The sequence below is a fragment of the Rhizobium sp. Root274 genome, assembly GCF_001429245.1.
Classification (GTDB): Bacteria; Pseudomonadota; Alphaproteobacteria; order Rhizobiales; family Rhizobiaceae; genus Allorhizobium.
This window is the reverse complement of sequence record NZ_LMJE01000007.1, coordinates 804,840-829,188: the sequence shown is the minus strand read 5'-3', so window position 1 is coordinate 829,188 and position 24,349 is coordinate 804,840. Positions and strand designations below refer to the sequence as shown.

22 protein-coding genes and 1 other RNA gene are annotated in these 24,349 nt (G+C 61.9%); 8 read left to right on the top strand and 15 right to left on the bottom strand.

Annotated features, from left to right (window positions below; genetic code table 11):
- The first annotated feature begins 23 nt into the window (after nucleotides 1-23).
- Nucleotides 24-1,670 carry an FAD-binding dehydrogenase gene (locus tag ASE36_RS12960; RefSeq protein WP_062279966.1) on the top strand — a complete coding sequence of 549 codons (1,647 nt, stop codon included), beginning with the start codon at nucleotides 24-26 and terminating at the stop codon, nucleotides 1,668-1,670.
- Between the two features lie 30 nt (nucleotides 1,671-1,700).
- Here the strand turns inward: ASE36_RS12960 and ASE36_RS12955 are convergent, their stop codons facing one another.
- Entirely contained in the window at nucleotides 1,701-3,503 is a 1,803-nt protein-coding gene (locus tag ASE36_RS12955) for an ABC transporter transmembrane domain-containing protein (protein WP_062279962.1), read from the bottom strand.
- Between the two features lie 199 nt (nucleotides 3,504-3,702).
- Between ASE36_RS12955 and rpmE the strand changes: the two genes are divergently transcribed.
- Nucleotides 3,703-3,924, top strand: a complete 222-nt coding sequence (gene rpmE / locus ASE36_RS12950) for a 50S ribosomal protein L31 (RefSeq protein WP_062279959.1) — start codon at nucleotides 3,703-3,705, stop codon at nucleotides 3,922-3,924.
- Nucleotides 3,925-3,999: 75 nt separating this feature from the next.
- On the opposite strand, the gene ASE36_RS12945 is transcribed toward rpmE, so the two are convergent.
- The 4 genes from ASE36_RS12945 to ASE36_RS12930 all read right to left on the bottom strand — a co-directional run bounded on the left by ASE36_RS12945 (nucleotide 4,000) and on the right by ASE36_RS12930 (nucleotide 7,577).
- On the bottom strand, nucleotides 4,000-5,067 hold the full coding sequence (locus ASE36_RS12945; protein WP_062279956.1) for a patatin-like phospholipase family protein: 1,068 nt from the start codon (nucleotides 5,065-5,067) through the stop codon (nucleotides 4,000-4,002).
- A gap of 151 nt (nucleotides 5,068-5,218) precedes the next feature.
- Complete coding sequence (locus tag ASE36_RS12940; protein ID WP_062279952.1) at nucleotides 5,219-5,734, bottom strand: DUF1465 family protein; 516 nt, start codon at nucleotides 5,732-5,734, stop codon at nucleotides 5,219-5,221.
- A 362-nt stretch (nucleotides 5,735-6,096) separates the two neighbouring features.
- On the bottom strand, nucleotides 6,097-6,291 hold the full coding sequence (locus ASE36_RS12935) for a DUF1192 domain-containing protein (protein WP_062279949.1): 195 nt from the start codon (nucleotides 6,289-6,291) through the stop codon (nucleotides 6,097-6,099).
- A complete protein-coding gene (locus tag ASE36_RS12930; RefSeq protein ID WP_062279946.1) occupies nucleotides 6,288-7,577 on the bottom strand; it encodes an MFS transporter in 1,290 nt (429 codons plus the stop codon). Before ASE36_RS12930 ends, ASE36_RS12935 begins: the two co-directional genes overlap by 4 nt.
- A gap of 235 nt (nucleotides 7,578-7,812) precedes the next feature.
- Here ASE36_RS12930 and ASE36_RS22870 point away from each other — a divergent pair, with 235 nt between their 5' ends.
- Nucleotides 7,813-7,968, top strand: a complete 156-nt coding sequence (locus tag ASE36_RS22870) for a hypothetical protein (protein ID WP_167507710.1) — start codon at nucleotides 7,813-7,815, stop codon at nucleotides 7,966-7,968.
- A 33-nt stretch (nucleotides 7,969-8,001) separates the two neighbouring features.
- On the opposite strand, the gene ASE36_RS12925 is transcribed toward ASE36_RS22870, so the two are convergent.
- From ASE36_RS12925 to tkt, 9 genes are all read right to left on the bottom strand, one after another.
- On the bottom strand, nucleotides 8,002-8,436 hold the full coding sequence (locus ASE36_RS12925; protein WP_062279943.1) for a PACE efflux transporter: 435 nt from the start codon (nucleotides 8,434-8,436) through the stop codon (nucleotides 8,002-8,004).
- Between the two features lie 168 nt (nucleotides 8,437-8,604).
- Entirely contained in the window at nucleotides 8,605-9,516 is a 912-nt protein-coding gene (locus ASE36_RS12920; RefSeq protein WP_062279940.1) for a PhzF family phenazine biosynthesis protein, read from the bottom strand.
- A gap of 120 nt (nucleotides 9,517-9,636) precedes the next feature.
- Complete coding sequence (locus ASE36_RS12915; protein ID WP_062279937.1) at nucleotides 9,637-10,551, bottom strand: fructose bisphosphate aldolase; 915 nt, start codon at nucleotides 10,549-10,551, stop codon at nucleotides 9,637-9,639.
- A gap of 389 nt (nucleotides 10,552-10,940) precedes the next feature.
- The gene (locus ASE36_RS12910; protein WP_062279934.1) at nucleotides 10,941-12,140 is read right to left on the bottom strand and encodes a phosphoglycerate kinase; all 1,200 of its coding nucleotides are present in this window, start codon (nucleotides 12,138-12,140) and stop codon (nucleotides 10,941-10,943) included.
- Between the two features lie 76 nt (nucleotides 12,141-12,216).
- Nucleotides 12,217-14,046 (bottom strand): potassium/proton antiporter, encoded by a 1,830-nt coding sequence (locus tag ASE36_RS12905; RefSeq protein WP_156378645.1) that lies wholly within the window; start codon nucleotides 14,044-14,046, stop codon nucleotides 12,217-12,219.
- A 237-nt stretch (nucleotides 14,047-14,283) separates the two neighbouring features.
- On the bottom strand, nucleotides 14,284-14,655 hold the full coding sequence (locus ASE36_RS12900) for a response regulator (protein ID WP_062281344.1): 372 nt from the start codon (nucleotides 14,653-14,655) through the stop codon (nucleotides 14,284-14,286).
- A gap of 11 nt (nucleotides 14,656-14,666) precedes the next feature.
- Nucleotides 14,667-16,010, bottom strand: a complete 1,344-nt coding sequence (locus ASE36_RS12895; protein WP_162244216.1) for a sensor histidine kinase — start codon at nucleotides 16,008-16,010, stop codon at nucleotides 14,667-14,669.
- Between the two features lie 288 nt (nucleotides 16,011-16,298).
- On the bottom strand, nucleotides 16,299-17,309 hold the full coding sequence (gap, locus tag ASE36_RS12890) for a type I glyceraldehyde-3-phosphate dehydrogenase (protein ID WP_062279924.1): 1,011 nt from the start codon (nucleotides 17,307-17,309) through the stop codon (nucleotides 16,299-16,301).
- A 72-nt stretch (nucleotides 17,310-17,381) separates the two neighbouring features.
- Nucleotides 17,382-19,364 (bottom strand): transketolase, encoded by a 1,983-nt coding sequence (gene tkt / locus ASE36_RS12885; RefSeq protein WP_062279921.1) that lies wholly within the window; start codon nucleotides 19,362-19,364, stop codon nucleotides 17,382-17,384.
- Between the two features lie 340 nt (nucleotides 19,365-19,704).
- Here tkt and ASE36_RS12880 point away from each other — a divergent pair, with 340 nt between their 5' ends.
- The 3 genes from ASE36_RS12880 to ssrS all read left to right on the top strand — a co-directional run bounded on the left by ASE36_RS12880 (nucleotide 19,705) and on the right by ssrS (nucleotide 20,679).
- Nucleotides 19,705-19,977, top strand: a complete 273-nt coding sequence (locus tag ASE36_RS12880) for a DUF4164 domain-containing protein (protein WP_062279918.1) — start codon at nucleotides 19,705-19,707, stop codon at nucleotides 19,975-19,977.
- An 82-nt stretch (nucleotides 19,978-20,059) separates the two neighbouring features.
- Nucleotides 20,060-20,443, top strand: coding sequence for a cell division protein ZapA (locus tag ASE36_RS12875; protein WP_062279914.1), 384 nt, complete (start codon nucleotides 20,060-20,062; stop codon nucleotides 20,441-20,443).
- A 77-nt stretch (nucleotides 20,444-20,520) separates the two neighbouring features.
- Nucleotides 20,521-20,679: non-coding RNA, 6S RNA (gene ssrS / locus ASE36_RS12870), on the top strand.
- A gap of 73 nt (nucleotides 20,680-20,752) precedes the next feature.
- On the opposite strand, the gene ASE36_RS12865 is transcribed toward ssrS, so the two are convergent.
- Complete coding sequence (locus ASE36_RS12865) at nucleotides 20,753-22,771, bottom strand: methyl-accepting chemotaxis protein (RefSeq protein WP_062279910.1); 2,019 nt, start codon at nucleotides 22,769-22,771, stop codon at nucleotides 20,753-20,755.
- A 165-nt stretch (nucleotides 22,772-22,936) separates the two neighbouring features.
- On the opposite strand from ASE36_RS12865, the gene ASE36_RS12860 reads away from it, so the two are divergent.
- Entirely contained in the window at nucleotides 22,937-23,515 is a 579-nt protein-coding gene (locus ASE36_RS12860) for a 5-formyltetrahydrofolate cyclo-ligase (protein ID WP_200945178.1), read from the top strand.
- A gap of 8 nt (nucleotides 23,516-23,523) precedes the next feature.
- On the top strand, nucleotides 23,524-24,348 hold the full coding sequence (locus ASE36_RS12855; protein ID WP_062279904.1) for a TIGR00282 family metallophosphoesterase: 825 nt from the start codon (nucleotides 23,524-23,526) through the stop codon (nucleotides 24,346-24,348).
- The last annotated feature ends 1 nt before the right edge of the window (nucleotide 24,349 follow it).

The window sequence follows — 24,349 nt, the reverse complement described above, 5'->3', positions numbered from 1 at the left end:
GCATGGCGCTTCGGGAGGGTGGCATGCTGGAATTCGATGTCGTCGTGATCGGTGGCGGGCTTGCCGGTTTGGTGGCCGCAACGGAGGCCGTGGACCGGGGCATCAAAGTCGGCCTGATCGATCAGGAGGGGGAGCAGAATCTCGGCGGGCAGGCCTTCTGGTCGCTCGGTGGGCTGTTCCTGATCGACAGCCCTGAGCAGCGCCGCATGGGCATTCGCGACAGCCTGGATCTCGCGCGGCAGGACTGGTTCGGTTCGGCCGGCTTCGATCGCACGGAGGATTTCTGGCCGCGTCAATGGGCGGAGGCCTATCTGCAATTTTCCGCAGGTGAAAAGCGCTCGTGGCTCAAGTCGCGGAGCGTCAGCTGGTTCCCCGTGGTCGGCTGGGCCGAACGCGGCGGCGCACTTGCCGATGGCCACGGCAATTCGGTGCCGCGCTTCCATGTCACCTGGGGCACGGGTCCCGGTGTGCTGGCTCCATTCGTGCGTCGGGCCAAGGCTGCCGCGGAGGCGGGCAAGCTTAGTTTCCTTTTCCGACATCAGGTTGACATGCTCACCGTCGTAAACGGCGCCGTGACCGGTTGCTCCGGCGTGGTGCTGGCTGGCGACGCCACGGTGCGCGGCGGGCGCAGTTCGCGCAATGTCGTCGGCGATTTCGAGGTGCGGGCAGGTTCCGTCATCGTCGCCTCCGGCGGGATCGGCGGCAATCATGATCTGGTGCGCAAGAGCTGGCCGGTGGAGCGGCTCGGGCCTCCACCGCAGTCGATGGTCGCGGGGGTTCCGCATCATGTCGACGGCCGCATGCTGGCAATCACGCAAACCGCCGGCGGCGAGGTCATCAATGGCGACCGTATGTGGCACTATACCGAGGGCTTGAAGAACTGGGACCCGATCTGGCCCAATCACGGCATCCGCATCCTGCCCGGTCCGTCCTCCTTCTGGTGCGATGCGGAGGGTAATCGTTTCGCGCCACCTGCCATGCCGGGCTTCGATACGCTTTCGACATTGAAGGCGATCCGGGCGCGGGGGCATGACTATTCCTGGTTCATCCTCAACAAGGCGATCATCAAGAAGGAGTTTGCGCTCTCCGGCTCCGAGCAGAATCCTGACCTGACGGACAAAAACATCCCGCTGCTGCTCAAACGACTGGGCAAGAATCCGCCCGGTCCGGTGCAGGCTTTCATGGACAAGGGCGAGGATTTCGTCGTGCGCGACACGCTCGAAGACTTGGTGGTGGGCATGAACGAGCTATCGGGTGAACACCGGTTGAGCGTGCATCATCTGCGGACCCAGATCGAGGCGCGTGACCGCGAGATCGGCAACCGCTTTTCCAAGGATGCCCAAGTGACGGCGATCCGGGGCGCGCGCGCCTATCTCGGCGACAAGCTGATGCGCACCGCAAAGCCCCACCGGCTGCTCGATCCCGCCGCCGGCCCGCTCATCGGGGTCCGGCTGCATATCCTGACCCGCAAGACGCTGGGGGGCTTGCATACCGATCTTGAGGCCCGTGTGCTCAACCGGGAGAACAAGCCGGTGCCCGGTCTCTATGCGGCCGGCGAAGTCTCCGGCTTCGGCGGCGGCGGCATGCATGGCTATAATGCGCTTGAGGGTACGTTCCTCGGCGGCTGCCTGTTCTCCGGCCGGGTGGCGGGGCGCAATGCGGGGCGGTGAGCCCAGCAATGATTGTCCACTCTTTTCGGCTTATTGCGCCGCTGCGGTGAAATCGCGGCCGCCCGTCTCGAATTGCAGACGGGCGAGCTTCGCGTAGAGACCGCCATGCTGGATCAGGCTCTGGTGGGTGCCTTCCTCGACGATACGGCCGTCATCGAGCACGAGGATGCGGTCGGCCTTCAGCACGGTTGCCAGGCGGTGGGCAATCACGATCGTGGTGCGGTCGCGCATCAGGCCGTCGAGGGCCTTCTGGACCAGCGTCTCGCTTTCGGCGTCGAGTGCGGAGGTTGCCTCGTCGAGCAGCAGCAGCGGGGCGTTGCGCAGCAGCGCGCGGGCAATCGCGATGCGCTGGCGCTGTCCTCCTGACAGCGTGATGCCGCGTTCGCCGACCAGCGTGTCGAAGCCGTTGACCTGGCGGCCGATGAATTCGCTTGCCTGAGCGGCGTCTGCGGCCGCTTCGACCATGGCTCTTGTTGCGCCCGGTGTGCCGAAGGCGATGTTGTCGTGGATCGAAGAGGCAAAGATCGTCGTATCCTGCGGGACGATCGCGATGCGCTCGCGAATGGCCTGCGGGTCTGCCTTGCGGATATCAACGCCATCGAGGCGGATGGTGCCGGTCGCTGGATCGTAAAACCGCAGGATGAGCGAGAAGATCGTGCTCTTGCCCGCGCCCGACGGGCCGACGATTGCGACCGTCTCGCCATGGGCGACGGAGAAGGAGAGACCCTTCAGCGCGGACTTCGTCTTGGCCGAGGGATAGGAGAACTGCACAGCCTCGAAATCCACGCTGCCGCGTGCGGGTATCGGCAGGGCCACCGGATTGGTGGGTGCGGCGATCTCGGGATGTTCGGCCAGCAGTTCATGCAGGCGCTCCGCGGCACCTGCGGCTTGCGACATTTCGCCGAAGACCTCGGACAGCGTGCCGAGCGAGCCGGCAGCGATCAGCGAATAGAGCAGGAACTGGCCGAGCGTACCGGCGGTCATGGTGCCTGCGAGCACGCTCTGGGCGCCATACCACAAGACGCCGACGACGCTGCCGAAAACGAGCGAAATGGCAACACCGGTCAGAAGCGCCCGCGACTTGATGGCCGAACGGGCAGCCTCATAGGCGCTCTCTACGGCGGTCACGTAACGGCCGCGTGCCGCATCTTCGGCGTTGAAGGCCTGCAGTGTGCGGGCGGCCCCGATGACTTCGCCGGCATAAGACGACGCTTCGGCGAGTGTGTCCTGGGCCGCGCGCGAGCGTTTGCGCACCGAGCGGCCGAAGGCGACCAGCGGGAAGACGATGACGGGAATCGCTGCGAGCACCATGATCGACAGCTTCGGGCTGGTGGCGATCATCATCACCATGGCGCCGAGGCAGAGGATCGAATTGCGCAATGCGAGGGACGCGGTGGCGCCGACGGCAGATTTCAGCTGGGTCGTGTCGGCAGTGAGCCGTGAGACGATCTCGCCGGACTGGTTGATATCGAAGAAGGACGGCGACAGGCGGGTCACATGGGTGAAGACATCGCTGCGCAGGTCGGCGACGACACGTTCGCCGATGGTGATGACATAGTAGTAACGCAGGGCGCTCGCGACCGCGAGCACGATCGCCATGACGATCATCATCGCGAAGTATTTGTTGATGAATTCGCTGTCGGAGGCGTTGAAGCCGTGGTCGAGCATGCGCCGGATGGCGATCGGCAGTGCCAGCGTCGTCACGGCGGCGAGACAGAGGAAGGTGAGGGCACCGGCCACCAGACCTTTGTAGCGCGCGAGATAGGGCAGGAGGTCGGCAAGCGGTTTCAGGGAGCGGCGCTTCTTCTCGGTGTTTTCGGCTTCCAAGGTCACTCTGTCATGCTCCCGCTTACAACGCACAAGGGCTGTCAGGCTTTGCTGCCATGGCACTTGTTATCCCTGCGCCCTTCATGTATAGGCACGGCATCGAATTGGGAAGCCGTAGCCCATTGGACTGCGGCTTTGTCTATTGAATAGGTCCCGCTGACGCAATTGCGGCAAATGGACCCCACGGCACAGCAGGAACAAAGCGATGAAGGCTTCCATCCATCCCGACTACCACGTCATCAAGGTCGTCATGACCGATGGCACCGAATACGAGACCCGTTCGACCTGGGGTTCTGAAGGTGCAGTGATGAACCTCGAAATCGATCCGAAGTCGCATCCGGCCTGGACCGGCGGCAACCAGCAGCTGCTGGACCGCGGCGGCCGCGTTTCGAAGTTCAACAAGCGTTTCGGCGGCCTCGGCCTCTAATCGTCTTTTGCGATGTGAATACGAAAAGCCCGGCCTTCGCGCCGGGCTTTTTGCGTCAGCGGTGGTGGTAAAGTTTCAGGGGCTGGTGAGGCGGTCGGCGATCTCCTCAAGCGCCTGGTCGTGCTTCTGGGCCAGCGTCTGCCCGAAGCGTTCGAGCTTGGCGATGTTCTGCGGCGTGGCATCGTCCAGAGCGTCGTTGACGCCCACCAGCGGCGCGTCCAGCCTGAAGTAGTCTGTCGTTGCGCGATTGGCCGCGGTAATCACGGTTGCACCGTCTGCGAAAGCCGGTGGCGTCTGGTTGAGCAGCTTGTTCAGCTGATAGGAGGCGGTGCTCGACTGGCCCTGCATCAGCACCGAGATCAGCGGTGTGTCATTGGCGGGATTGAGCCAGCCCGCCGCGCCCCAGCGCTTCGCTTGCTGGTAGGGGATCTTGCGGCAGGCCGAACCTGTGCCGAGCGACAGGATCACCATCTTCTCTCCGCCATCGCGCCAACCGAGTTTGCTGCCCTCGACGTAAGCGGCCATAGCCGGATCGTTGGCGAAAACGCCTCCGTCGATCATCGGCAGGCTCGGCACTTCTCCGTGTTTGCTCATCGTCAGGTTCTCGACCATAGCCGGTTCGAAATAGGTCGGCGCTGCCGACGAGCCCCGCACCGCCTGCCAAACGTAAAAATTCTCGTGGTCCTTGTCGGCGTTGGTCATGAACACCGCGCGCCGGGACTCGATGTCATAGCCCGTGATCAGCAGTTTTGTCAGGGCGTCACTGATCAAGGTCTTCGGCCCGAGCATTTCTTTCAGGATCTTTTCCAAGGGGGCCGCATCGTAGCGTTCCTCAAGGATGCCGTCCCAACTGCTGATTTTGCGAAAGATGCTGATGTCGAAGATCTCGGGCCCCTTTTTCTTATAGAGATCGACCAGCGTCTTCGGATCCGCTGCCGGCTGCGTGGACTGTTTCGGCTTCGGGCTCGACAGCCCTGCGGCGATGATGGCGCCGGTCGAGGTGCCGGCAATCATGTGGAAGTAGTTATAGAGCGGCAGGGTCTTGCCGCGATTTGCGAGCTTCTCCTGCAGCACGGTGAGAACGGTTGCCGGAATGAGGCCCCGGATACCGCCTCCATCGATCGAGAGTATGAATTTCGTCATGTTCTTGTCCCCCAGTTTTAACCGGGATCAGCATGACATAAAGCTAAAAGTTGTAAACGAGAAAAATACAATCTAATATGATCAGTAAGACAGAAAAAAGCCGGCGCTGCAGAAGCAGGCCGGCTGAAAGGTGGTGCTGTCGCTGATAGAATCAGCCGGCGTTGAAGGCGGTGCGCAGGAGGTTGAGCTGGGCCTGGACGCTGTTTTCGTTGTCCGGCAGGAACTCTTCCTCGTCAGGGCGGTAGATCTCGCGGTCGAGCAGGGCGATGCGGTTCTGCAGACGCAGCGAACGCTCGACGAGATCGCGGAAAGCTTCCGGCAGATCGTTCCAGCCAGGGGCGCTGCGGTCGACGTTGAAGCCGTCGAGGCGCACCTTGCTCTTTTCCGAGAGAACCTGATCGCGGCTCATCTCGCCATTGTTGACGGCGCGCTGCAGCAGCAGCCACGAGGCCATCTGCATCAGGCGAGTGGTGAGGCGCATGGATTCGGCTGCGTAAAGAACGGAGGCCTGGCGCGGCAGAACCTTGGCGGCTGCGCGGCCGGGGCCATCGAGGAAGGCTGCCGTTTCTTCGACCAGGCCCATGCCCTCGGCATAGGTCGCCTTGAACTGGCTGGATGCTGCTGCACGACCGGCGAAGCTAACCGTATTCATACCGAGCTCAGACATGGATGTTTCCCTGTAAAACGCATCACTAAGGCATGTAACGAGAGCGATACGATCTTGTTCCTGCCGCATTTGGTGAAGGCACGATGCAATCATTACCCCAAATGCGCAAGGCGAAACTTAAGGAAGGGTTAATTCCCACAATTTTGCGATCAGACGTAAACCTTAGACAAAAAAAGAGCCGCAAATGCGGCTCTTAAGGTAAAACAGGGAGAAAATCAGACCATCGCCATGAGGTGAAACTGCCTGAGTCCAGAAGCTCTGGATGAAGATAGTTTCCCTGAAAAGGCTTAACGCCAAGTAAACGGAACGAGGAAAAATGGTCCTTTCCGGGGCGTTTGCCGGCTCACGCAAGAAAAGGTGATCTATACTTTGGGACCGAAGAGGCTGTCTGCTGCCTTGCGACTCGCTTCCTTGCGCTCGATTTCTGCCTCAATCCGCACGATCTCCCCCTGCAGCAGGCTGATTCGGTGCCTCAGTTCATCGGCGGAGATCGCCGAGAGATCGCAGCCGAGCTGGTGCTCCGTCTTCGGCTTCTTGTTGTCCTCGTCCTGGATCATCCGCTCGTTCCTGTCCTGAGTTCGGGCTCTTCATCCTGTTCCGGCAGCGGGGCTGCGCGGGGGTCGAGGCTGAGGCTTTCCGGTGTACTGAGCGGCGAGGCGCTGATCGGCAGGTTCGGCATGTTCTCGCGGTCCTCGGCCGGGATCGCTGCGCGCAGGCGGCTGCGGTAGATCGCATAGGCCGAGATCGAGAGGTGCGCGATGGCGGTCACGGTGAACAGAGAGTAGGGGCCCGCCGCCGTCATGACGGGACCGCCGATGGTCGGGCCGATGATGGTGCCGATGCCGAAGAGGAGCAGCAGGCCCCCGGAGACCTTCACGAACTCGTCCGGCTTGGCGAAGTCGTTGGCATGCGCAACCGCGATCGGGTAGAGGGCGTTCGCCGCAGCACCATAGATGCCGACAAGGATGAAGATCCAGGTTGCACTCGTCGGCTCGGTGAAGACGAGGGCAACAGCGGCGAAGGCTGCAAGGGCCGAGAGGGCAGCCAGCACATAACGGCGGTCGATGCGGTCGGACAGCTTGCCGGCCGGAAACTGCATGACGGCGCCGAGGAAGATGGTGACGGAGAGCAGAGAGGCGATCGTTGCCGCATCCAGTCCGACGCGGGTGCCGAAGACGGCGCCGAGCGTACCATAGGCGCCGTTGGCGATGCCAATCAGCAGGATGCCGACAAAGGAGACGGGCGAGTTGCGATAGAGGAGCGGCAGGTCGAGCTTCAGCGACTTCAACGGCTGGGGAGAGGCGGCCGTCGACATGGTGGTCGGCATGACGGCGACGCCATAGACGATGCCGCAGATCATGAAGAGGATGGTGGTCGTCGGGTCGAAGACACCGACCAGCATCTGGCCGCCGACAACGCCGATCAGGGTGATCGAGATGTAGAAGGAGAAGATCGCGCCGCGGCTCTCATTGGTGGCGCGCTCGTTCAGCCAGCTTTCGATGATCATCGAGGTGCCGGCCGTGCAGAAGCCGGTGATGGCGCGCAGCACGACCCACCATTCGGCATCGATGATGATGCCGCTTAAGAGCGCGATCACCGAGATCAGCGACACGAAGGTGGAGAAGGCCCGCACATGGCCGACGCGCATGACCAGTTTGGGCGCGACGAAGCAGCCGAGGACGAAGCCGGTGGCCCAGGACGTGCCGAGCAGGCCGAGCACTTCGTTCGAGTAGCCCTCGGCGGCACCGCGTACCGGCAGCAGGAGGCCGTAGAGGCCGTTGCCGAGAAACAGGAAGAGCGTGCCCAGAAGCAGGGCCATCACGGGCAGGAGATTGCGTCTCATGGTATTCTTCATCGATCGGGGTTTGGGCGAGCCTGTTATCGGCATGGAACTGCTATATTAGCCGCATCTTCCTACCGTTGTCTGAACACCCCGCCGGGCTTGCGGGAACAGTCTGTGGAGGGCAAAAGTGACAGCGTTGTGGCCCAGCGCGTATGTCCACAGCGATTATCAGGGCCGATGGCAAGATCGTCAGCCGCTTTTTGACGAGATCGGTCACTGCCGACAAGGAATGAGAATGAACAAGGCTATATCCGCCTTTCTGCTGCTTGCCATGCTGATCCAGATCATCAAGCCGCTCGGCCTGCCGGGCCTGAGACGACGCTCGGACTTCTGGAAGCTCGCCGTGGTGGCCTTTGTCGCCTGGTCGGTGACGCTGCTGCTCCGGCCGTGATGGCTAGACCGGAGCTCCAGCACTCGGGGACCGTCAGCGGGACGTTTCCGTCTGCCATTCCGGGAGCGGAAACAGCCGGTCGTAGCTCCAGTTGAAGACGAAGGCATAGACCAGGTAGAACAGCGACAGCGACAGGTCCATGACAAAGGCCTGCCACATCGAGATCTCCAGATACCATGCGATGAAGGGCAGGAGCACCGTCAGAAGACCGGCTTCAAAAAGAATGGCATGGATAATTCGCACTGGCACCGTCTTCAGTGTCGTGCCGGTCCAGCGTTGCAGCAGATGGTCGAAGCCGAGATTGTAGAGGTAGTTCCAGCCGGTGGCCAAAGTGGCCGCACCAATGCCGATAACACCGATGTCTGTCATCGGCATACCGAAGGCCCAGGCGCCGATGGGTGTGATGATGGCAAGGCCGATGAGTTCGAAACTCACGGCGTGACGAATGCGGTCTGCGACGTTGCGCATGTCTCTCCCTCCTGGGAAAACAGGCGGGTCGTCCCGCAGTGATACCCGTGAAGGGGAGGTCGTCCTCTGAGCCGATATAGGTTCGGTTCGCGCGCCGGGCAAGACCCGAAGCGGGGATGAGGGATGGACCCGCCGGCGCGCGCTATCCGACCAACAAGTTCCTTACGCTCAGACAGTCAATGTGCCGCGCATCACCTCGACTGAGGCGCCGGTGATGGTGACGTGGTCGAAGAGACCATTCACCGAGATGATGTCGAGATCGATCAGGCTGCGGCGACCCATTTCCACGCCCTGCTCAATGCGAAGCCGGCGATGGTCGGCGGGTGCCGACAGCGTCGTCAGAAAAGCACCCAGCGCTGCCGAGGCGCTGCCGGTCGCCGGATCTTCGACGACATTGTCGAAGGGGGCAAACATGCGGGCCCGCACATGGTCGGCGCCAACCCAGGTATAGAGGAAGGTGGCGCAGTCGCAGTTTTCAGCCAGATGGGCGGCGCGAACTGCAGCCAGCGGTTCCAGCCGTGAGGCCGCCCTCGCGAGTGCTTCCAGCCCGGTCACCTCAACCAGAATGAACTTCAGGCCGACCGAAGCGAAGACCGGCGCGTGGCGTGCCGTTTCGATCTCATCCGGGCGAAGACCAAGAGTGGCTGCGATCGCCTCTGACGTGATGGTCGCCCCGATCGTTAGCGGTCGGGGGGCGCGGATCGTGGTGCCGGCGACCGAGCCATCGGGTGCGCGGCGGACGGAGATGTCAACGAGGCCTGCCTTTTCCTCGAAGCGTAGATGATCGCCAACCTCCCGGCCAAAGAGCTTGCCGAGTGTCGCGACGACATGGGCCGTGCCGACATTCGGATGACCGGCGAAGGGGACTTCGGTCACGGGCGTGAAGATCCTCACCTCGGCGGTGTTGGCCGGGTCACGGGGCGGGAGGATGAAGGAGGTCTCGGAGTAGCCGAATTCGGCGGCGATCGCCTGCATCTGCGCATCTTCCAGGCCGCGGCCATCGGTGATGACGGCAAGCGGATTTCCGGCAAAGCGGATGTCGGTAAAAACGTCGACAGTGACGAAGGCAAGACTGCGCATGGACTGGCTCCGAGGCTCGTACAGAGCACCTCCATAACGCAAGAAGCCCGGCGGGTGCCGGGCTTTCGTGTCCTGATGACAAGTTTACCGATGCGGCAACTATATAGGGCCAGGGCAGCCTTACTCGGCAGCCATCGCGCCGACCTTATGCACGCTTGCGGCATAGATCTGCTCGATGGTCTTGGCGATGCTGGTGTTGAATTCCGCATCGCTCATCGACACGCGCAGCTGTTCGGCGAGCGCGCGCGAGAAGCTGGCGATCATGCCGTGGTTGCGGCTCAGCTTGTCGCAGGCATCGATCGTGCTGTAGCCGCCGGAGAGCGCGACGACGCGGATGACCGACTTGTGCGCGACCAGCGGCGCATAGAAGTCGTCGACTGTCGGAATGGTCAGCTTCAGCATGACCTTTTCACCGCCCGGCAGCTTGTCGAGCTGTGCTGCGATTTCGTCGCGCAGAATGACCTCGGCTTCCGCCTTGGTCGGGCATTTGATCGAGACTTCCGGCTCGACGATCGGCATGAGGCCCTGGCCGATGATCTGGCGGGCGACCTCGAACTGTTGGTGCACCACGGCGGCGATGCCGGCCTTGTCGGCCTTTGCAATCACGGAGCGCATCTTGGTGCCGAAGATGCCCTTGTTGCGGCCACGGATCAGGAGCGCGTCCAGATCGGGCATGGGCTTCATGAGCTGGACGCCGTTCTGCTCGTCCAGCAGGCCCTTGTCGATTTTGAGGAAGGGCACGACGTCGCGCTTGTTCCACAGATAGGAGGGAACATCTTCGCCATCCACGTCGCCGTCCATGGTGCGTTCGAAGAGGATCGCGCCGATGACCTTGTCACCGGTGAAGGCTGGCGCCTTCATGATCCGCACCCGCATGGCATGGATCAGGCGGTACATCTCCTCATCGCCCTGATAGTCGCTTTCGTTTACGCCATACAGACGCAAGGCGCCTGGTGTGGAGCCGCCACTCTGGTCCAGTGCGGCGATAAAGCCGGGTGCCGAGGTGATCTTGTTCAACATTTTCGCGTCCACCATATCTCACTCCTATCCCTGGACTTGGCGCTGAGCGCACTCATGTCTGTCCGTTGCTCTGTCGATCAAAAGGTCCTGACGACCTGATCTAGCCTCCGATCCATCTCTTCGAGACAGCCTGATATCGGCGATAACAGAAGTTCGGCGACGGGAAAATGGCCGCCTAAGCTATTGAAACGATTGAAATCATTTCAATCGTTTGAATACTTAAACTTTTTAAACGCTTTTCAACCGGAGCCGTCTCATCGCCCATTCACCGTCTCTGATGTGACAGGACAATCCGGTGGCGCGGGGGAAGTTCCCGAGGGCTCATGGCTTCCGTTAGAGCAACAAAAAAGCCGCGCAGCTTGTACTGCGCGGCTCAAATGATGCAGTTGGGGAAGGGGCGATAATCAGCCCTTGGTGAGGACGGCTACGCCCGGCAGTTCCTTGCCTTCCATCCATTCGAGGAAGGCGCCGCCTGCGGTCGAGACATAAGAAAAGTCATCGGCGACGCCGGCATGGTTGAGGGCCGAGACCGTGTCGCCGCCACCGGCGACGGAGACGAGCTTGCCGGCGCGGGTCTGGGCGGCCGCATGTTCGGCAGCCGACACCGTTGCCTTGTCGAACGGAGTGATCTCGAACGCACCGAGCGGGCCGTTCCAGACGAGGGTCGCCGCCTTTTCGATCCAGCCGTTGACCAGTTCCACCGACTTCGGACCGACATCAAGCATCATGGCGTCTGCCGGGATTGCGGATACGTCGACCGTTTCATTGGCCGCGTTTGCCTTGAACTCACGAGCGACAACGCCGTCAACAGGCAGGACGATGGCGCAGCCGGCGGTCTTGGCCGTCTCCAGGATCGAGCGGGCGGTGTCGGCGAGGTCATGCTCGCAGAGCGACTTGCCGACATTGATGCCTTGTGCGGCGAGGAAGGTGTTGGCCATGCCGCCGCCGATCACCAGCGCGTCGACCTTGGTCACCAGGTTGGACAGGAGGTCGATCTTGGTCGAGACCTTGGCGCCGCCGACGATGGCGACGACCGGGCGGGTCGGCTTCCCCAGACCCTTTTCGAGCGCTTCCAGTTCGGCCTGCATGGTGCGGCCGGCATAGGCGGGCAGGTGATGGGCAAGACCTTCGGTCGAGGCATGCGCGCGGTGCGCTGCCGAGAAGGCGTCATTGACGAAGATGTCGCCGTTCTTGGCGAGTTCGGCGGTGAAGCCGGCCTCATTCTTCTCTTCGCCCTTGTGGAAGCGGGTGTTTTCCAGAAGCAGGATGTCGCCATTTTCCATCTTGGCGATGGCGTCCGTTGCCGGTGCCCCGATGCAGTCCGAGGCAAAGGCGACGCTCTGGTCAAGCACTTCTTCGACCGCAGGCGCGATCAGCGACAGCGACTGATCGGCGACCGGTTCACCCTTCGGACGGCCGAAATGGGCGAGCAGGATGACCTTGGCGCCCTTGTCCGACAATTCCTTGATCGTCGGCGCGACGCGTTCGATCCGCGTGGTGTCGGAAACCTTGCCGTCGGTTACCGGCACGTTGAGGTCGACGCGGACAAGCACGCGCTTGCCTGCGATGTCGGTGAGGTCGTCGAGTGTCTTGAAAGCCGGCATGGTCGTACCCGTCTGAAATGCTGGTTGAATGAGCCGGACCTTACACCGCTCGTGTGACGGTGCAAGGCAAGCACGTTCATTTTTCGCCCGTCGAGCCCGCGTCAGGTGTCTTGTGCTTGTGGCGCAGATAGTCGCGAAACGCATGGGCGAGTTCGCGGACGTTGAGGAAGATCGGCAGCGTCGTTGCCGGTGCCACCGGCTCCAGGGACACGCCGACAGAGGCAATATGGCCGTTCTCGTCGATGTCGCGGACGATGAGAACAATGGTGCCGAGACGGACGCGGTCGGCATAGTCGGCGCGTCCGCCAACGCGCTGGGTGATCAGTTCCGCGACTGTCTTTCCGCGCTCGCTGTCGGAGACGGAGAGGGGGCCATAGGCGTCATCGAGGTTCTTTACCTGCGTTGCCGGTGAGATCGCAAACGTCCCGAAGAACTCGGTGTCATCGTCGGCAACGGCCGCTTCGGTCGCAAAGAGCCTGTCGAGCAGCCGCGAATAGCTGGGTGCGATGAACAGATAGACGTGATCGTTTTCACGTAGGCGGCCGGCATATTGATAACGCATCGACTTACCGTCTCGGATGACGAGTGACGGCATGGCCCAGCGCGGAATGCGCTCCCCGCGCAGCACCGGACTGCCCTTGACCACGCGGTAAGCGAGCAGTTCGTGGTTTGCCGTCCCCGGCAGATCCAGTTCCACCTTGTCGATGGCGCCGATGCGCGGCGGGATGATCAGGCCGAGGCGTTTGGCGAGCGGCTTGATGGTCCAGCCCTGGATGACCAGCGATATCATCACCACGATGAAGGCGGTGTTGAAGAAGATGTGGCCATCGGGAAGGTTGCCGACGATCGGCAGAATGCCGAGCAGGATGGAGACCGCACCGCGCAGACCGACCCAGGCGATGAAACCCGTCTCGCGCTGGGTGAAGTCGAAGGGCAGCAGGCAGAGCCAGATGGCAAGCGGCCGGGCGATGAAGATCAGGAACAGGGCGAGAGCCCCCGCCGGCAACAGGATGCCGAGGAATTGCGATGGCGTAGCCAAGAGCCCGAGCACGAGGAACATGATGATCTGGGCAAGCCAGGTCATGCCGTCCTGGAAACGGCCGATGGTGATGCTGGAGGGCAGTTTTCGCGATCCGGCGTAAATGCCGGCGACATAGACTGCTAGAAAACCACTGCCGCCGACCATGCCAGTAAACGAGAAAATCATCAGCGCAAGCGCGAGCATGAAGATGGGGGCAAGGCCCCGCTCTACCTGCATGCGCCGCAGGATGAAGACAATCACCAGTCCGCCGAGCAGGCCGAAGGCAAGGCCAATGCCCATCTGCTCAAGAAAGTGAACAAGGATATCGAGGCCGAATCCATCGGTACTACCACCCTTGGCGATCAGTTCGACCAGAGCCACCGTAAGGAAGATGGCCATGGGATCGTTGGTGCCGGATTCCACTTCCAGCGAGGAGCGCACGCGGTCGCGGATGTTGATGCCGCCGATGCGCAGCAGGAAGAAGACGGCGGCCGCATCGGTCGAGCCGACAATGGCGCCGAGCAGCAGCGCCTGCAGATAATCGAGCCCGAGCAGGAAATGGGCGGCGATGCCGAAGATGCCGGTGGTCAACAGCACGCCGAGGGTCGCCATGGTGAGCGCTGGTGCTGCCGAAAGCCGGAAGGACTGCAGCGAGGTGCCGTAACCGGAATCGAAGAGGATGACGGCCAGTGCAAGCGAGCCTACGACATAGGCGAAGGGGAAGTTGGAGAAATCGATGCCGAGGCCATCGACGCCGGCGGCAAGGCCAATGCCGAGGAAAAGCAGCAGAAGCGGAGCGCCAAAGCGGAAAGCGATCAGACTGGAGAAGGCAGCCAGGAGTACCAGCGCGGTCGCGACCAATGTGACGGCGTAGAACTCAGTCAAAACCAGTACCCTCTCCCAAATCCATCTTGCTGCCGCCCAGTGTCCCGCGCCACCCCGCAGCTGTCAAACCGCGGGAGGCTTGCATTGTCCGATCGGCGGACAGGGAAACATGTTTCTGGAACAAACAGAAATGCCGAACGGCATGTCTTAAACTGGCAGACAAATTTGATCAGAGTGGGGCGCGATTTAAAAAAGACATGCCGAAATTTCAATTTTCTGCCGCCAACTCGCAATTGTTCATGCGGTGGGGAGGAGGTCGAGCTCCCGTAGCAAACGCAAAATGACGGCCTCGGACAACGGCTTGGTCAGAAAACGGGCTCCGTTTGGCAGCAGCTCCGGTTCCGGGTGGTAACGGCCCGAGATGACCGCGATCCGGCAGCCTGGCCAGGTCGTGTGCACCCGAGAGGCAAGGGCGAGCCCGTTCATCGAGCCCGGCATGTCGATATCGGTCAATACTGCGGCCACGTCTGCGCCACCTTCCAAAACGGACAGCGCTTCGTCGGCATTGGCCGCGTCGAGCACATCGAAGCCCTGGTCGGTCAGCATGTCAACCAAATCGAGCCGAATGAGGCCATCGTCCTCAACAACGAGCAGGCGCGTTTTCGTCATCTGTTCCACAATCAATGTTCCAACTGGAAACCGTCCAGATCGGCAGACAGGGAGAACTCGAACCCTTGGGGGGCATAAAGGAAGTCAATCTTGCAATCGGCGGTGCCGGCAAGCCCGGCCCGGATGAGGCGGGTGCCGCTGCTTTCCGAGACCGGTTGGCTGACCGGTGGGCCGCCACTCTCTTTCCAGGAAAGATGGAAACGATCAGCATGGTCGCCAGCGATGCCCCAGGCGAGGTGGACGCGACCGTTGGTCGAGGACAGCGCCCCATGTTTCAGGGCGTTCGTCGCAAGCTCATGAAGGATAAGCGACAGAGACAGGGATGGGCGCGAACCGATCTTCAGGTTGGGCCCGTTCGTTGAGATCCGTGGCTCTATGGGGTCGTCATGCAGGGCCATCATCTGGGCCACCAAATAACCGACTTTCGAGGACCCGTTTCCACCCTTGATGACGGCATCATGGGCATAGGCGAGCACGCCGATGCGGTCGGCAAGCGTTCGACGGGCGGTTTGCAGATCCGGGGCACTTCGCAAGGTCTGCGAAGCGATGGCCTGGACCATGGCCAATTGGTTCTTCAGGCGGTGACCCAGTTCATGCGAGAGCATCTCCCGGTGTTTCTCCTCGGCGCGCATCTCCGTCACATCGCGCGCCTGAACGAGAACGCCTGCGATCCGCCCGTCGGGATCGCGCATCGGCTGGTAGGCGAGGTCGATGATGCGGTTCTGCTTTTCGCCTTGAGGTCCGCGGTTCAGTTCGATGGCCACGTCCTTCCCGACATAGGGTTCCCCCGTGCGGTAGACTTTGTCGAGAACGGAAATGAAGCCTTGCCGGACGACTTCGGAGACCGCTTCCGCCACCGGCTTGCCGATGATGTCGCGCTCGCCGATCATGGCGTAGTACTGCTCGTTGGCATAGTCGAAGACATGGTTCTCGCCCGACAGCATGGCGATGCCACCCTGGTTCAGTTCGAAGACCTGCATGAACCGTTCGCGTATCGTTTGCTGTTCGCGGCGCATTAGGACTTCCGCCGTGATCTCGGAGCAGGCGCAGAACATGCCGAGCACGGTGCCCCAAGGGTCACGGACTGGCGTGTAGGAGAAGGAAAAGTGCGTTTCTTCCGGGTAGCCTTTGCGGTGCATGACGAACTCGATGTTATCCATCGAGGTGCCCTGACCGGCATAGGCGGCTGAGATGATCGGATCGACCTTGTCCCAGATGTCGTACCAGAGGTCACGGAAAGGATGGCCAAAGGCTTCCGGATGGCGATTTCCGCACATCTGAGCGTAGCCGTCGTTATAGAGGGTGATCTGCTCCGGACCCCAGACGATCAGCATGGGTTGCAGGGAACCCAACATCACGCTCGTCAACGTTCGCAGCTCCGATGGCCACTGATCCTGAGGGCCAAGTGACGACTTCGCCCATTCGAACGTGCGAAATAGCTGTCCGCATTCTCCCCCGTCAACGACCATACAAACCCTTTGAATGCAACCACAAGGTTGCATATCCCGCGCCACGACCAAAGCCAACACCGGACTCGCCGGAAAGTTCCATACGGGCAACAAATAAGTTTTCCGAACTGGTGCCAGCGAATGAAAAAGGCGGGCCCTTGCGAGCCCGCCTTTGGTACCGTCGATCCGGCTGGATCAGAAGGTCTTCGACAGTGCCACTGCCGTGTCGGACATGCGGTTGGAGAAGCCCCACTCGTTGTCGTACCAGGTCAGGATGCGGACGAAGTTGCCTTCCAGAACCTTCGTTTGGTCAAGGGCGAAGATCGAGGAATGGCTGTCGTGGTTGAAGTCGCGGGAGACCAGCGGCTCGTCGGTGAAGCCGAGGATGCCCTTCAGCGCGCCGTTCGAGGCGGCGATGATGGCGTCGTTGACTTCCTGGACCGAGGTCGTCTTCTTGGCAACGAACTTGAAGTCGACGACAGAGACGTTCGGGGTCGGCACGCGGATCGAGGTGCCGTCCAGCTTGCCCTTCAGTTCCGGCAGAACCAGGCCGACAGCCTTGGCAGCACCGGTCGAGGTCGGGATCATGGAGAGCGCTGCCGCGCGGGCGCGGTAGAGATCCTTGTGCATGGTGTCGAGCGTCGGCTGGTCACCGGTGTAAGAGTGGATCGTGGTCATGAAGCCATGATCGATGCCGATCGAGTCGTTCAGGACCTTGACGACCGGAACCAGGCAGTTCGTCGTGCAGGATGCGTTGGAGATGACCAGGTGGTCCTTGGTCAGCTTGTCGTGGTTGACGCCGAAGACGACGGTCAGATCAGCGCCGTCGGCCGGGGCCGAGACGATGACGCGCTTGGCGCCAGCCGTCAGGTGAGCCGAGGCCTTTTCCTTGGAGGTGAAGATGCCGGTGCATTCCATCGCGATGTCGACGCCGAGATCCTTGTGCGGAAGGGTCGCCGGATCCTTGATGGCGGTGACCTTGATCGGCTTGCCGCCACCAACGATGATCGTGTCGCCGTCGACCTTCACGTCGGCCGGGAACTTGCCGTGGATGGAGTCGTAGCGGAGCAGGTGGGCGTTGGTCTCGACCGGGCCGAGGTCGTTGATCGCCACGACTTCGATGTCGGTGCGGCCGGATTCGACGATGGCGCGCAGAACGTTACGTCCGATACGGCCGAAACCGTTGATGGCAACTTTTACAGTCATTGGTGGACTCCCGATTGAATAGTGAGCTCTTGGGCAATGTCAGGGCGCCACAAGGACGCCCTGGCGGGAAGGTCAGGCAAGCTTGGCTTCGGCAGCCGCGACGACTGCTTCTGCGGTGATGCCGAAATGCTTGTAGAGATCCTTGGCCGGGCCGGAGGCGCCGAAGGACTTCATGCCGATGAAGGCGCCGTTCGAACCGATGATCGCGTCCCAGCCCTGGCGGATACCAGCCTCGACGCCGATCTTCACCGGCGCATTGCCGATGATGGCTTCCTGGTAGTCGGCGTCCTGTTCGAAGAAGAGTTCGAAGCAGGGGACCGAGACGACGCGGGCCGGAATACCCTTGGCCGCCAGCTGCTGCTGCGCCTTGATGGCGATTTCGACTTCCGAGCCGGAGGCAAAGATCGAAACCTTGGCGTCGCTGGCGGAGATCAGCTCATAGGCCCCGTGGGCGCAAAGGTTCTTATCTTCGTATTCGGTGCGCGCCGGGATCAGGTTCTGGCGGGTGAGCGCCATGCCGGACGGACGGTGCTTTTCCTTCAGCGCAATCTGCCAGCATTCCGCCGTTTCGGTCTCGTCGGCCGGACGGAAGAGGAGCAGGTTCGGGATGGCGCGGAGCGCTGCGAAATGCTCGACCGGCTGGTGGGTCGGGCCGTCTTCACCAACGCCGATGGAATCATGCGTCCAGACATGCACGACGCGGATGCCCATGAGGGCGGCGAGGCGCACCGACGGGCGGCAATAATCGGAGAAGATCAGGAAGCCGCCGGAATAGGGGATCAGGCCGCCATGCAGCGCAATCCCGTTCATGGCAGCGGCCGTCGCATGTTCGCGAATGCCCCAGTGCATGTAGCGGCCGGAGAAGTCGGTCGGGGTGATCGACTTCATCTGGCTGGTCTTGGTGTTGTTCGACGGCGTCAGGTCGGCGGAGCCGCCGAGCGTTTCCGACAGCAAGCCGTTGATCACTTCCAGAACGTCTTCCGAAGCCTTCCGGGTGGCAACAGTCGGGTTGTTGGCGGCGATCTTCTGTTTGAAAGCGTCGATGGCGGTGTCGAAGCCACCCGGCAGGTCGCCGGCAAAGCGACGGTTGAACTCCGCACGCTTCTCGGTGTCGGCCTTCGCCAGACGCTCTTCCCATTCCTTGCGCGCCTTGTTGGAGCGCAGGCCGACCAGACGCCAGGCGTCCAGCACGTCCGCCGGAACCGAGAAGGCTTCCGCTTCCCAGTTGAGCGACTTGCGGGCGGCAGCGATTTCTTCTGCGCCGAGCGGCGAGCCGTGGACCTTGTGGGTGCCCTGCTTGTTCGGGGCGCCGAAGCCGATGATGGTCTTGGCGGCAATGAAGGTCGGCTTGTCGGACTTGTGCGCGGCTTCGATGGCGGCTGCGATTTCGTCCGGGTTGTGACCGTCGACTTCGATCGTGTTCCAGTTGGCGGACTTCAGGCGGGCGATCTGGTCGGTCGAGTCCGAGAGGGAGACGGCGCCGTCGATGGTGATCTTGTTGTCGTCCCAGAAGACGATCAGCTTGTTGAGCTTCAGATGGCCGGCGAGCGCGATGGCTTCCTGGCTGATGCCTTCCATGAGGCAGCCGTCACCGACCAGTGCATAGGTGTAGTGGTTCTGCAGGTCCGAGCCGAACTCTTCGGCGAGCCTGCGCTCGGCGATCGCCATGCCGACAGCATTGGCAATGCCCTGGCCGAGCGGACCGGTGGTCGTTTCGATGCCGGAGGCATGACCATATTCCGGGTGGCCCGCGGTCTTGGCGCCCAGCTGGCGGAAGGACTTGATGTCCTCGATCGTCATGTCTTCGTAGCCGGTCAGATACAGCAGCGAATAAAGAAGCATCGAGCCATGGCCGGCGGACAGCACGAAACGATCGCGGTCGGGCCAGAGCGGGTTCTTCGGATCGAACTTCAGATAACGGCCGAACAGGACCGTGGCGACGTCAGCCGCGCCGAGGGGAAGACCGGGATGGCCGGAATTGGCCTTCTCGACGGCGTCCATGGCGAGGAAACGGATCGCGTTCGCCATCCGGTTATGTTTTTCTGGAGAGATCATGGCTAGTCCGCTGGTTCGCAGTGTCAATCACGGCCCTTTCACAGGACCAAATGAGAAGCGAGCGATCCATATCAGGTGCATCGCGCAAGTCAACAAAATGGCCCGGTAGAAGCCTTTTATCGTGCAAGATCACATCGGTTTGCCGCTTTCCTGTGCGATCTCGCCCCCTGGCTTCCGTACAGGCAGATCGCACGTGTATTCCACAGAATTGGACTGTACCGGATGGCCGCGCTTTATTGACGCGTGCCAAGCACGGGGCTTACTGTCGCGGCTCAAATCACCCGGATTGCTTGGACGATTCGTGAAAAGCGAACGCCCAGCAACGAGGCAGGGGTCAAGGATGCCGGTGGAAAATTCGGTCGAAGCCGCGCTCGCGGCGCTTCGTCAGGCCGTGGGCGGCCTCGAAAATGCCGTCGACATGCGCTTTGAGGCGGAGCGGGAAAGCAGTGAAATCGACGCAGAGGTGCGCCGCGTTCATGCCGACCGTGCGCGACTGGCACAGGAACTCGACGAGTCGCAGTTCCGGGCCAACAGCCTGGAAGAGGTCAACCGCGAGGTTTCGCGGCGGCTTGTGACGGCGATGGAGACGATCCGGGCCGTTCTCGATCGGTGAGCGGGACGGGTCCTGCCGCCGCAAGACGTGAGATTTGGTGTTGGGCCGTGTCCCGCCCGTGTAACGAAGAGTTGGATGGCCGATGGCCCAGGTGACAGTCACGATCGACGGCAAGGCCTATCGCATGGCGTGCGAGGAGGGGCAGGAGCCTCACCTGACCACACTTGCCGGCCAGTTCGACCGCTATGTCAGCCATCTGAAGAGCCAGTTCGGCGAGATCGGTGATCTCAGGATCACCGTCATGGCCGGTATCATGGTGATGGACGAGATGGCGGAACTCAACCGCCGGCTTTCCTCGGCCGAACGCGAGCTTGCCGATCTGAAGCAAGGGCGCGACAGTGTGCTCGATGGCGCCAGCAAACGCGACGAGGCGGTGGCGCAGACATTGGCCGAGGTCGCCGAGCGGCTGAACGGCATTACCCGCAAGCTCACCCAGCGGCCGGCACCGGCAAGCCAGGACAGCTGATCTCTGCTTCTGATCTCGCGCATCAGTTTGTCGTTCTTGCCACTGGCGGATCGGTCGCGAAGCGCCTATATCTGACTTGCGGTCTGCGCCTCACGACAGGAACCACAATCCCTGGGGCCATACTCGATCCAAAGGGAGCTGTCCCTGGCCGGGCCCGTGGGCTCGGACATATGGCGCCCACCTACGTTTGTAGGCACCCAGGATCGTAAACATCCACCGGTTGCCGTGGATCGCACTTCATTCAAGCTCAATGCAAAAAGCCGCCGCGATCGCTCGCGACGGCTTTGTTCGTTCGGGCGGATCTTCCGATCAGAACTCTTCCCAGTTGTCCTGCGAAGCGGCCGTTGCGGTCGCGCCGCCGCCGAAGGCCTTGGTCAGCTTGCCGACCATGGAACGGGCCGGCGAGGGCGCCGGGCGGGACTGGCTTTCGGCTGGACGCGGTGCGGCCGACCGCGGGGCAGGGGCTGCCGGCTGATAAGACGGGGCGGGAGCCTTGACGGCGCGATGGCCGTCTGCCGTCTGGAACTGGCCGATGAGGCCCGCCAGCACTCGGGCGCTGTCGGCGAGGCGGTGCGTGACCGCAGTTGCCTCTTCCACCATGGCGGCGTTCTTCTGGGTGAACTGGTCCATATGGTTGACCGAGCCGTTGATCTCGTTCAGTGCCGTCGACTGCTCGCGGGCGGCTGAGGCAATGGCCGAGATATGCTCGTTGATGGAGGCAACCTGGCCGGAGATTTCTCCGAGCGCATTGCCGGTCTGCTGGACGAGCGAGACGCCGCCGGCAACGGCTTCACCGGACTTGTTGATCAGCGCCTTGATGTCCTTGGCGGCATTGGCCGAACGCTGGGCAAGCTCGCGAACTTCTTGGGCGACGACCGCAAAGCCCTTGCCGGCTTCACCGGCACGGGCAGCCTCGACGCCAGCGTTGAGCGCCAGCAGGTTGGTCTGGAAGGCGATTTCGTCAATGACGTTGATGATCTTAGAGATTTCGCTCGAGGCCTGTTCGATGCGGCTCATGGCTTCGATTGCGTCGGAGACCACCTTGCTGGAGCTTTCGGTGCTCTGGCGGGCTTTCTCAGCCATGCTGGCGGCCTGGTCGGCCTTGGCAGACGAACCGCGGACGGTGGAGGTGATTTCTTCCAGCGCGGCCGAGGTCTGCTCCAGCGAAGCAGCCTGCTGTTCGGTGCGTTTCGACAGATCATCGGTCGCCTGGCGCATTTCGGCGGAGCTCGCCTCGATGCCGGAGGTTTCCTCGCGGATGTCGCCAAGCGTGCTGCTCAGCTTCTCGACGGAGGCGTTGAAGTCGAGGCGGAGCTTGTCGAGATTGCCGGTAAAGGCCTCGCCGATGCGCACCGTCAGGTCGCCGTCGCTCAGCTTATGCAGACACTGGGCGAGCACATCGACAGCCCGTTCGACGGCCTTGGCGTCCTCGGCCTTGGCAGCTTCCCGCTCCTGGCGTTCCTGTTCGCCCTGGGCGACCGCATCGGCAGCCTTGCGCTCGATCTCGATCTTCTGGATCGCGCTCTCGCGGAAGACGTTGATCGAGCGGGCAAGCGCCCCGATCTCGTTCTTCAAGTCCTGGTCGGGGACTTCTGTTTCGAGGCGACCGCTGGCGAGCTGGTCGGCTACGCCGGTCAGTCGCGGCAAGGCGCCGACGATCTGGCGGACGAACAGCGCGATGAGGGCTGCGGCGATGACAAGCACGATCAGCGCCGTTGCGCCGATGGCGTAAGCCATTTCGGTAGCGATGCTGTTGATGTCGGCCGAGCGGACGCCGGCATAGAGGATGCCGATCACGTCACCGGTCGGAGAGAAGATCGGCTGGTAGATGGTGTAATAGGGGACTTCGAGGATAACCGCCTCGCCGCGATAGACCTGGCCCTTGGTGGCATAGGGATAGACGGCGCCCGTCTGGCCGAGGGCGGTTCCGACGGCGCGCTTGCCATCGGGCTTGATGATGTTGGTCGTGCGGCGCCAGAAGTCCTTGCTTTCAGCATCCCAGCCGAAGATGGTCGCGGTCTGGCCCGTCATGCGGCCGATCGTGTCGATCATCGTATGATCTGCAAATTCCTTCGGGATGGATTCCATAACGATGCGATCGACATTGCCGTTCGCAGCCCATGTGATCTTGGTGCCCGGCAGGTCACGTTCAATGATGGTCGCCGCCGTTCGCAGGCTCGCATCCTGGCCGCTGATCGCCTGTTCCTGGATCCGCGTCGCAATGCTACCAGAGATGACCCAGGAGACGGCGCCGAGCGACGCGACCAGGATCAAGACTGTCGTGGCGGTGATTGTTTTCGTGATGCCGAAGCGCGAAAAGATCTTCATGCCGTGGTGCCCCTTAGATATTCGCTCATGCTTGAATATAGAGCTCTTCAGTTAATCCCCCCTTTTGATGCTTAACTGCCAAGACCTTGACGAATGATAAAATTGACGAAAACCAACGATGATTCCCCTCAAATATGGGGGGCTTCGGTCTGTGAGGTGAGAATGTTGGACAAACGGGCTTTGAAGGCGGCGTTGCGCAAGGAGCGGTTGGCGCTGCGGGATCAGATCGATCCGGCGGTCCGGCTGGAGTTCAGTCTTGCCATGGCGGACCTTGCGGGCGAGGCGATTGCGGTTGAGCCGGGCATGGTGGTGTCGGGCTTTTTCCCGATCCGCTCAGAGGCCGACATCCGGCCGCTGATGGCGCGGCTCAAGGCGCGCGGCGCGCGGCTCTGCCTGCCGGTCGTGATGGACAAGGAAACAATCGTGTTCCGTGAGCTCGTCACGGGTGCCGAACTCGTTGATACGGGCTTTGGCACGCGAGGGCCGGGGCCCGAGGCCGAGGTGCTGGATCCCGACCTCCTGCTCGTTCCGCTCTCGGCCTTTGACGCGAAGGGCAACCGCATCGGCTATGGTGCTGGTCATTATGACCGCGCAATCGCCCGTTTGCGGGAAAAAGGACGCCATCCGCGGCTGATCGGCATTGCATTCGACTGTCAGGAGGTGGCAGAAGTGCCGGATGAAGCGCATGACGTCCGGCTAGAGGCCGTTCTGACGGAAAGTGGCCTCAGAACATTCATGGAGTGATTGGACGAATGCGACTTCTGTTTCTCGGAGATATGGTGGGCAAGACCGGACGGACGGCTGTTTGGGAGCGGTTGCCGGGTCTGATCTCCGATCTGAAGCTGGATTTCGTCATCGTGAACGGCGAGAACGCCGCCGGCGGCTTCGGCATCACCGAGGACATTTATCTCGAGACGATCAATGCCGGCGCGGACGTTGTCACCACCGGCAACCATGTATGGGACCAGAAGGAGGCTGTTTCCTTCTGCACCCGTCACGACCAGTTCCTGCGGCCGGCCAATTATCCGGCTGGCACACCGGGCAAGGGCTCCGGCCTCTTCTATGCCCGCAACGGCGCGCGCGTGCTTGTTGCCAACATCATGGGCCGCGTCTTCATGCATCCGGAGCTGGACGACCCCTTCAAGTCGGCGGAGAGCATTCTTGCGGCTGCCCCGCTGAAGGAGCAGGCCGATGTCATCGTCTTCGACTTCCATGCGGAAGCAACGAGCGAGAAGCAGTGTTTCGGCCATTTCGTCGATGGCCGAGCAAGCTTCGTCGTCGGCACCCATACGCATGTGCCGACCGCCGATCATCAGATCCTAAACGGCGGCACGGCCTATATGTCGGATGCCGGCATGTGTGGCGACTACGACTCCTCGCTCGGCATGGAGAAGGAAGAGCCGCTCAACCGCTTCATCTCGAAGATGCCGAAGGGGCGCTTTGAGGCGGCGAGCGGCCCGGCCACCATCTGCGGCGTCGGGGTCGAAATTTCGGATGCGACGGGATTGGCCGAAAACATCGCGCCGCTTCGGATCGGACCACGGCTTGCCGAGACCATTCCCGCCTTCTGGGCCTGAG

Excerpts from the sequence above, each read along its gene's own strand:
- ASE36_RS12925 (WP_062279943.1), bottom strand. The coding sequence starts at position 8,436 with ATGCGCAACGTCGCAGACCGCATTCGTCACGCCGTGAGTTTCGAACTC.
- ASE36_RS12935 (WP_062279949.1), bottom strand. The coding sequence starts at position 6,291 with ATGATCCAGGACGAGGACAACAAGAAGCCGAAGACGGAGCACCAGCTC.
- ASE36_RS12875 (WP_062279914.1), top strand. The coding sequence starts at position 20,060 with ATGGCCCAGGTGACAGTCACGATCGACGGCAAGGCCTATCGCATGGCG.
- ASE36_RS12920 (WP_062279940.1), bottom strand. The coding sequence starts at position 9,516 with ATGCGCAGTCTTGCCTTCGTCACTGTCGACGTTTTTACCGACATCCGC.
- gap (WP_062279924.1), bottom strand. The coding sequence starts at position 17,309 with ATGACTGTAAAAGTTGCCATCAACGGTTTCGGCCGTATCGGACGTAAC.
- ASE36_RS12915 (WP_062279937.1), bottom strand. The coding sequence starts at position 10,551 with ATGGTGGACGCGAAAATGTTGAACAAGATCACCTCGGCACCCGGCTTT.
- ASE36_RS12945 (WP_062279956.1), bottom strand. The coding sequence starts at position 5,067 with ATGACGAAATTCATACTCTCGATCGATGGAGGCGGTATCCGGGGCCTC.
- ASE36_RS12940 (WP_062279952.1), bottom strand. The coding sequence starts at position 5,734 with ATGTCTGAGCTCGGTATGAATACGGTTAGCTTCGCCGGTCGTGCAGCA.
- tkt (WP_062279921.1), bottom strand. The coding sequence starts at position 19,364 with ATGATCTCTCCAGAAAAACATAACCGGATGGCGAACGCGATCCGTTTC.
- rpmE (WP_062279959.1), top strand. The coding sequence starts at position 3,703 with ATGAAGGCTTCCATCCATCCCGACTACCACGTCATCAAGGTCGTCATG.
- ASE36_RS12855 (WP_062279904.1), top strand. The coding sequence starts at position 23,524 with ATGCGACTTCTGTTTCTCGGAGATATGGTGGGCAAGACCGGACGGACG.
- ASE36_RS12930 (WP_062279946.1), bottom strand. The coding sequence starts at position 7,577 with ATGAGACGCAATCTCCTGCCCGTGATGGCCCTGCTTCTGGGCACGCTC.
- ASE36_RS12880 (WP_062279918.1), top strand. The coding sequence starts at position 19,705 with ATGCCGGTGGAAAATTCGGTCGAAGCCGCGCTCGCGGCGCTTCGTCAG.
- ASE36_RS22870 (WP_167507710.1), top strand. The coding sequence starts at position 7,813 with ATGAACAAGGCTATATCCGCCTTTCTGCTGCTTGCCATGCTGATCCAG.
- ASE36_RS12895 (WP_162244216.1), bottom strand. The coding sequence starts at position 16,010 with ATGTTGGGTTCCCTGCAACCCATGCTGATCGTCTGGGGTCCGGAGCAG.
- ASE36_RS12910 (WP_062279934.1), bottom strand. The coding sequence starts at position 12,140 with ATGCCGGCTTTCAAGACACTCGACGACCTCACCGACATCGCAGGCAAG.
- ASE36_RS12900 (WP_062281344.1), bottom strand. The coding sequence starts at position 14,655 with ATGACGAAAACGCGCCTGCTCGTTGTTGAGGACGATGGCCTCATTCGG.
- ASE36_RS12865 (WP_062279910.1), bottom strand. The coding sequence starts at position 22,771 with ATGAAGATCTTTTCGCGCTTCGGCATCACGAAAACAATCACCGCCACG.
- ASE36_RS12960 (WP_062279966.1), top strand. The coding sequence starts at position 24 with ATGCTGGAATTCGATGTCGTCGTGATCGGTGGCGGGCTTGCCGGTTTG.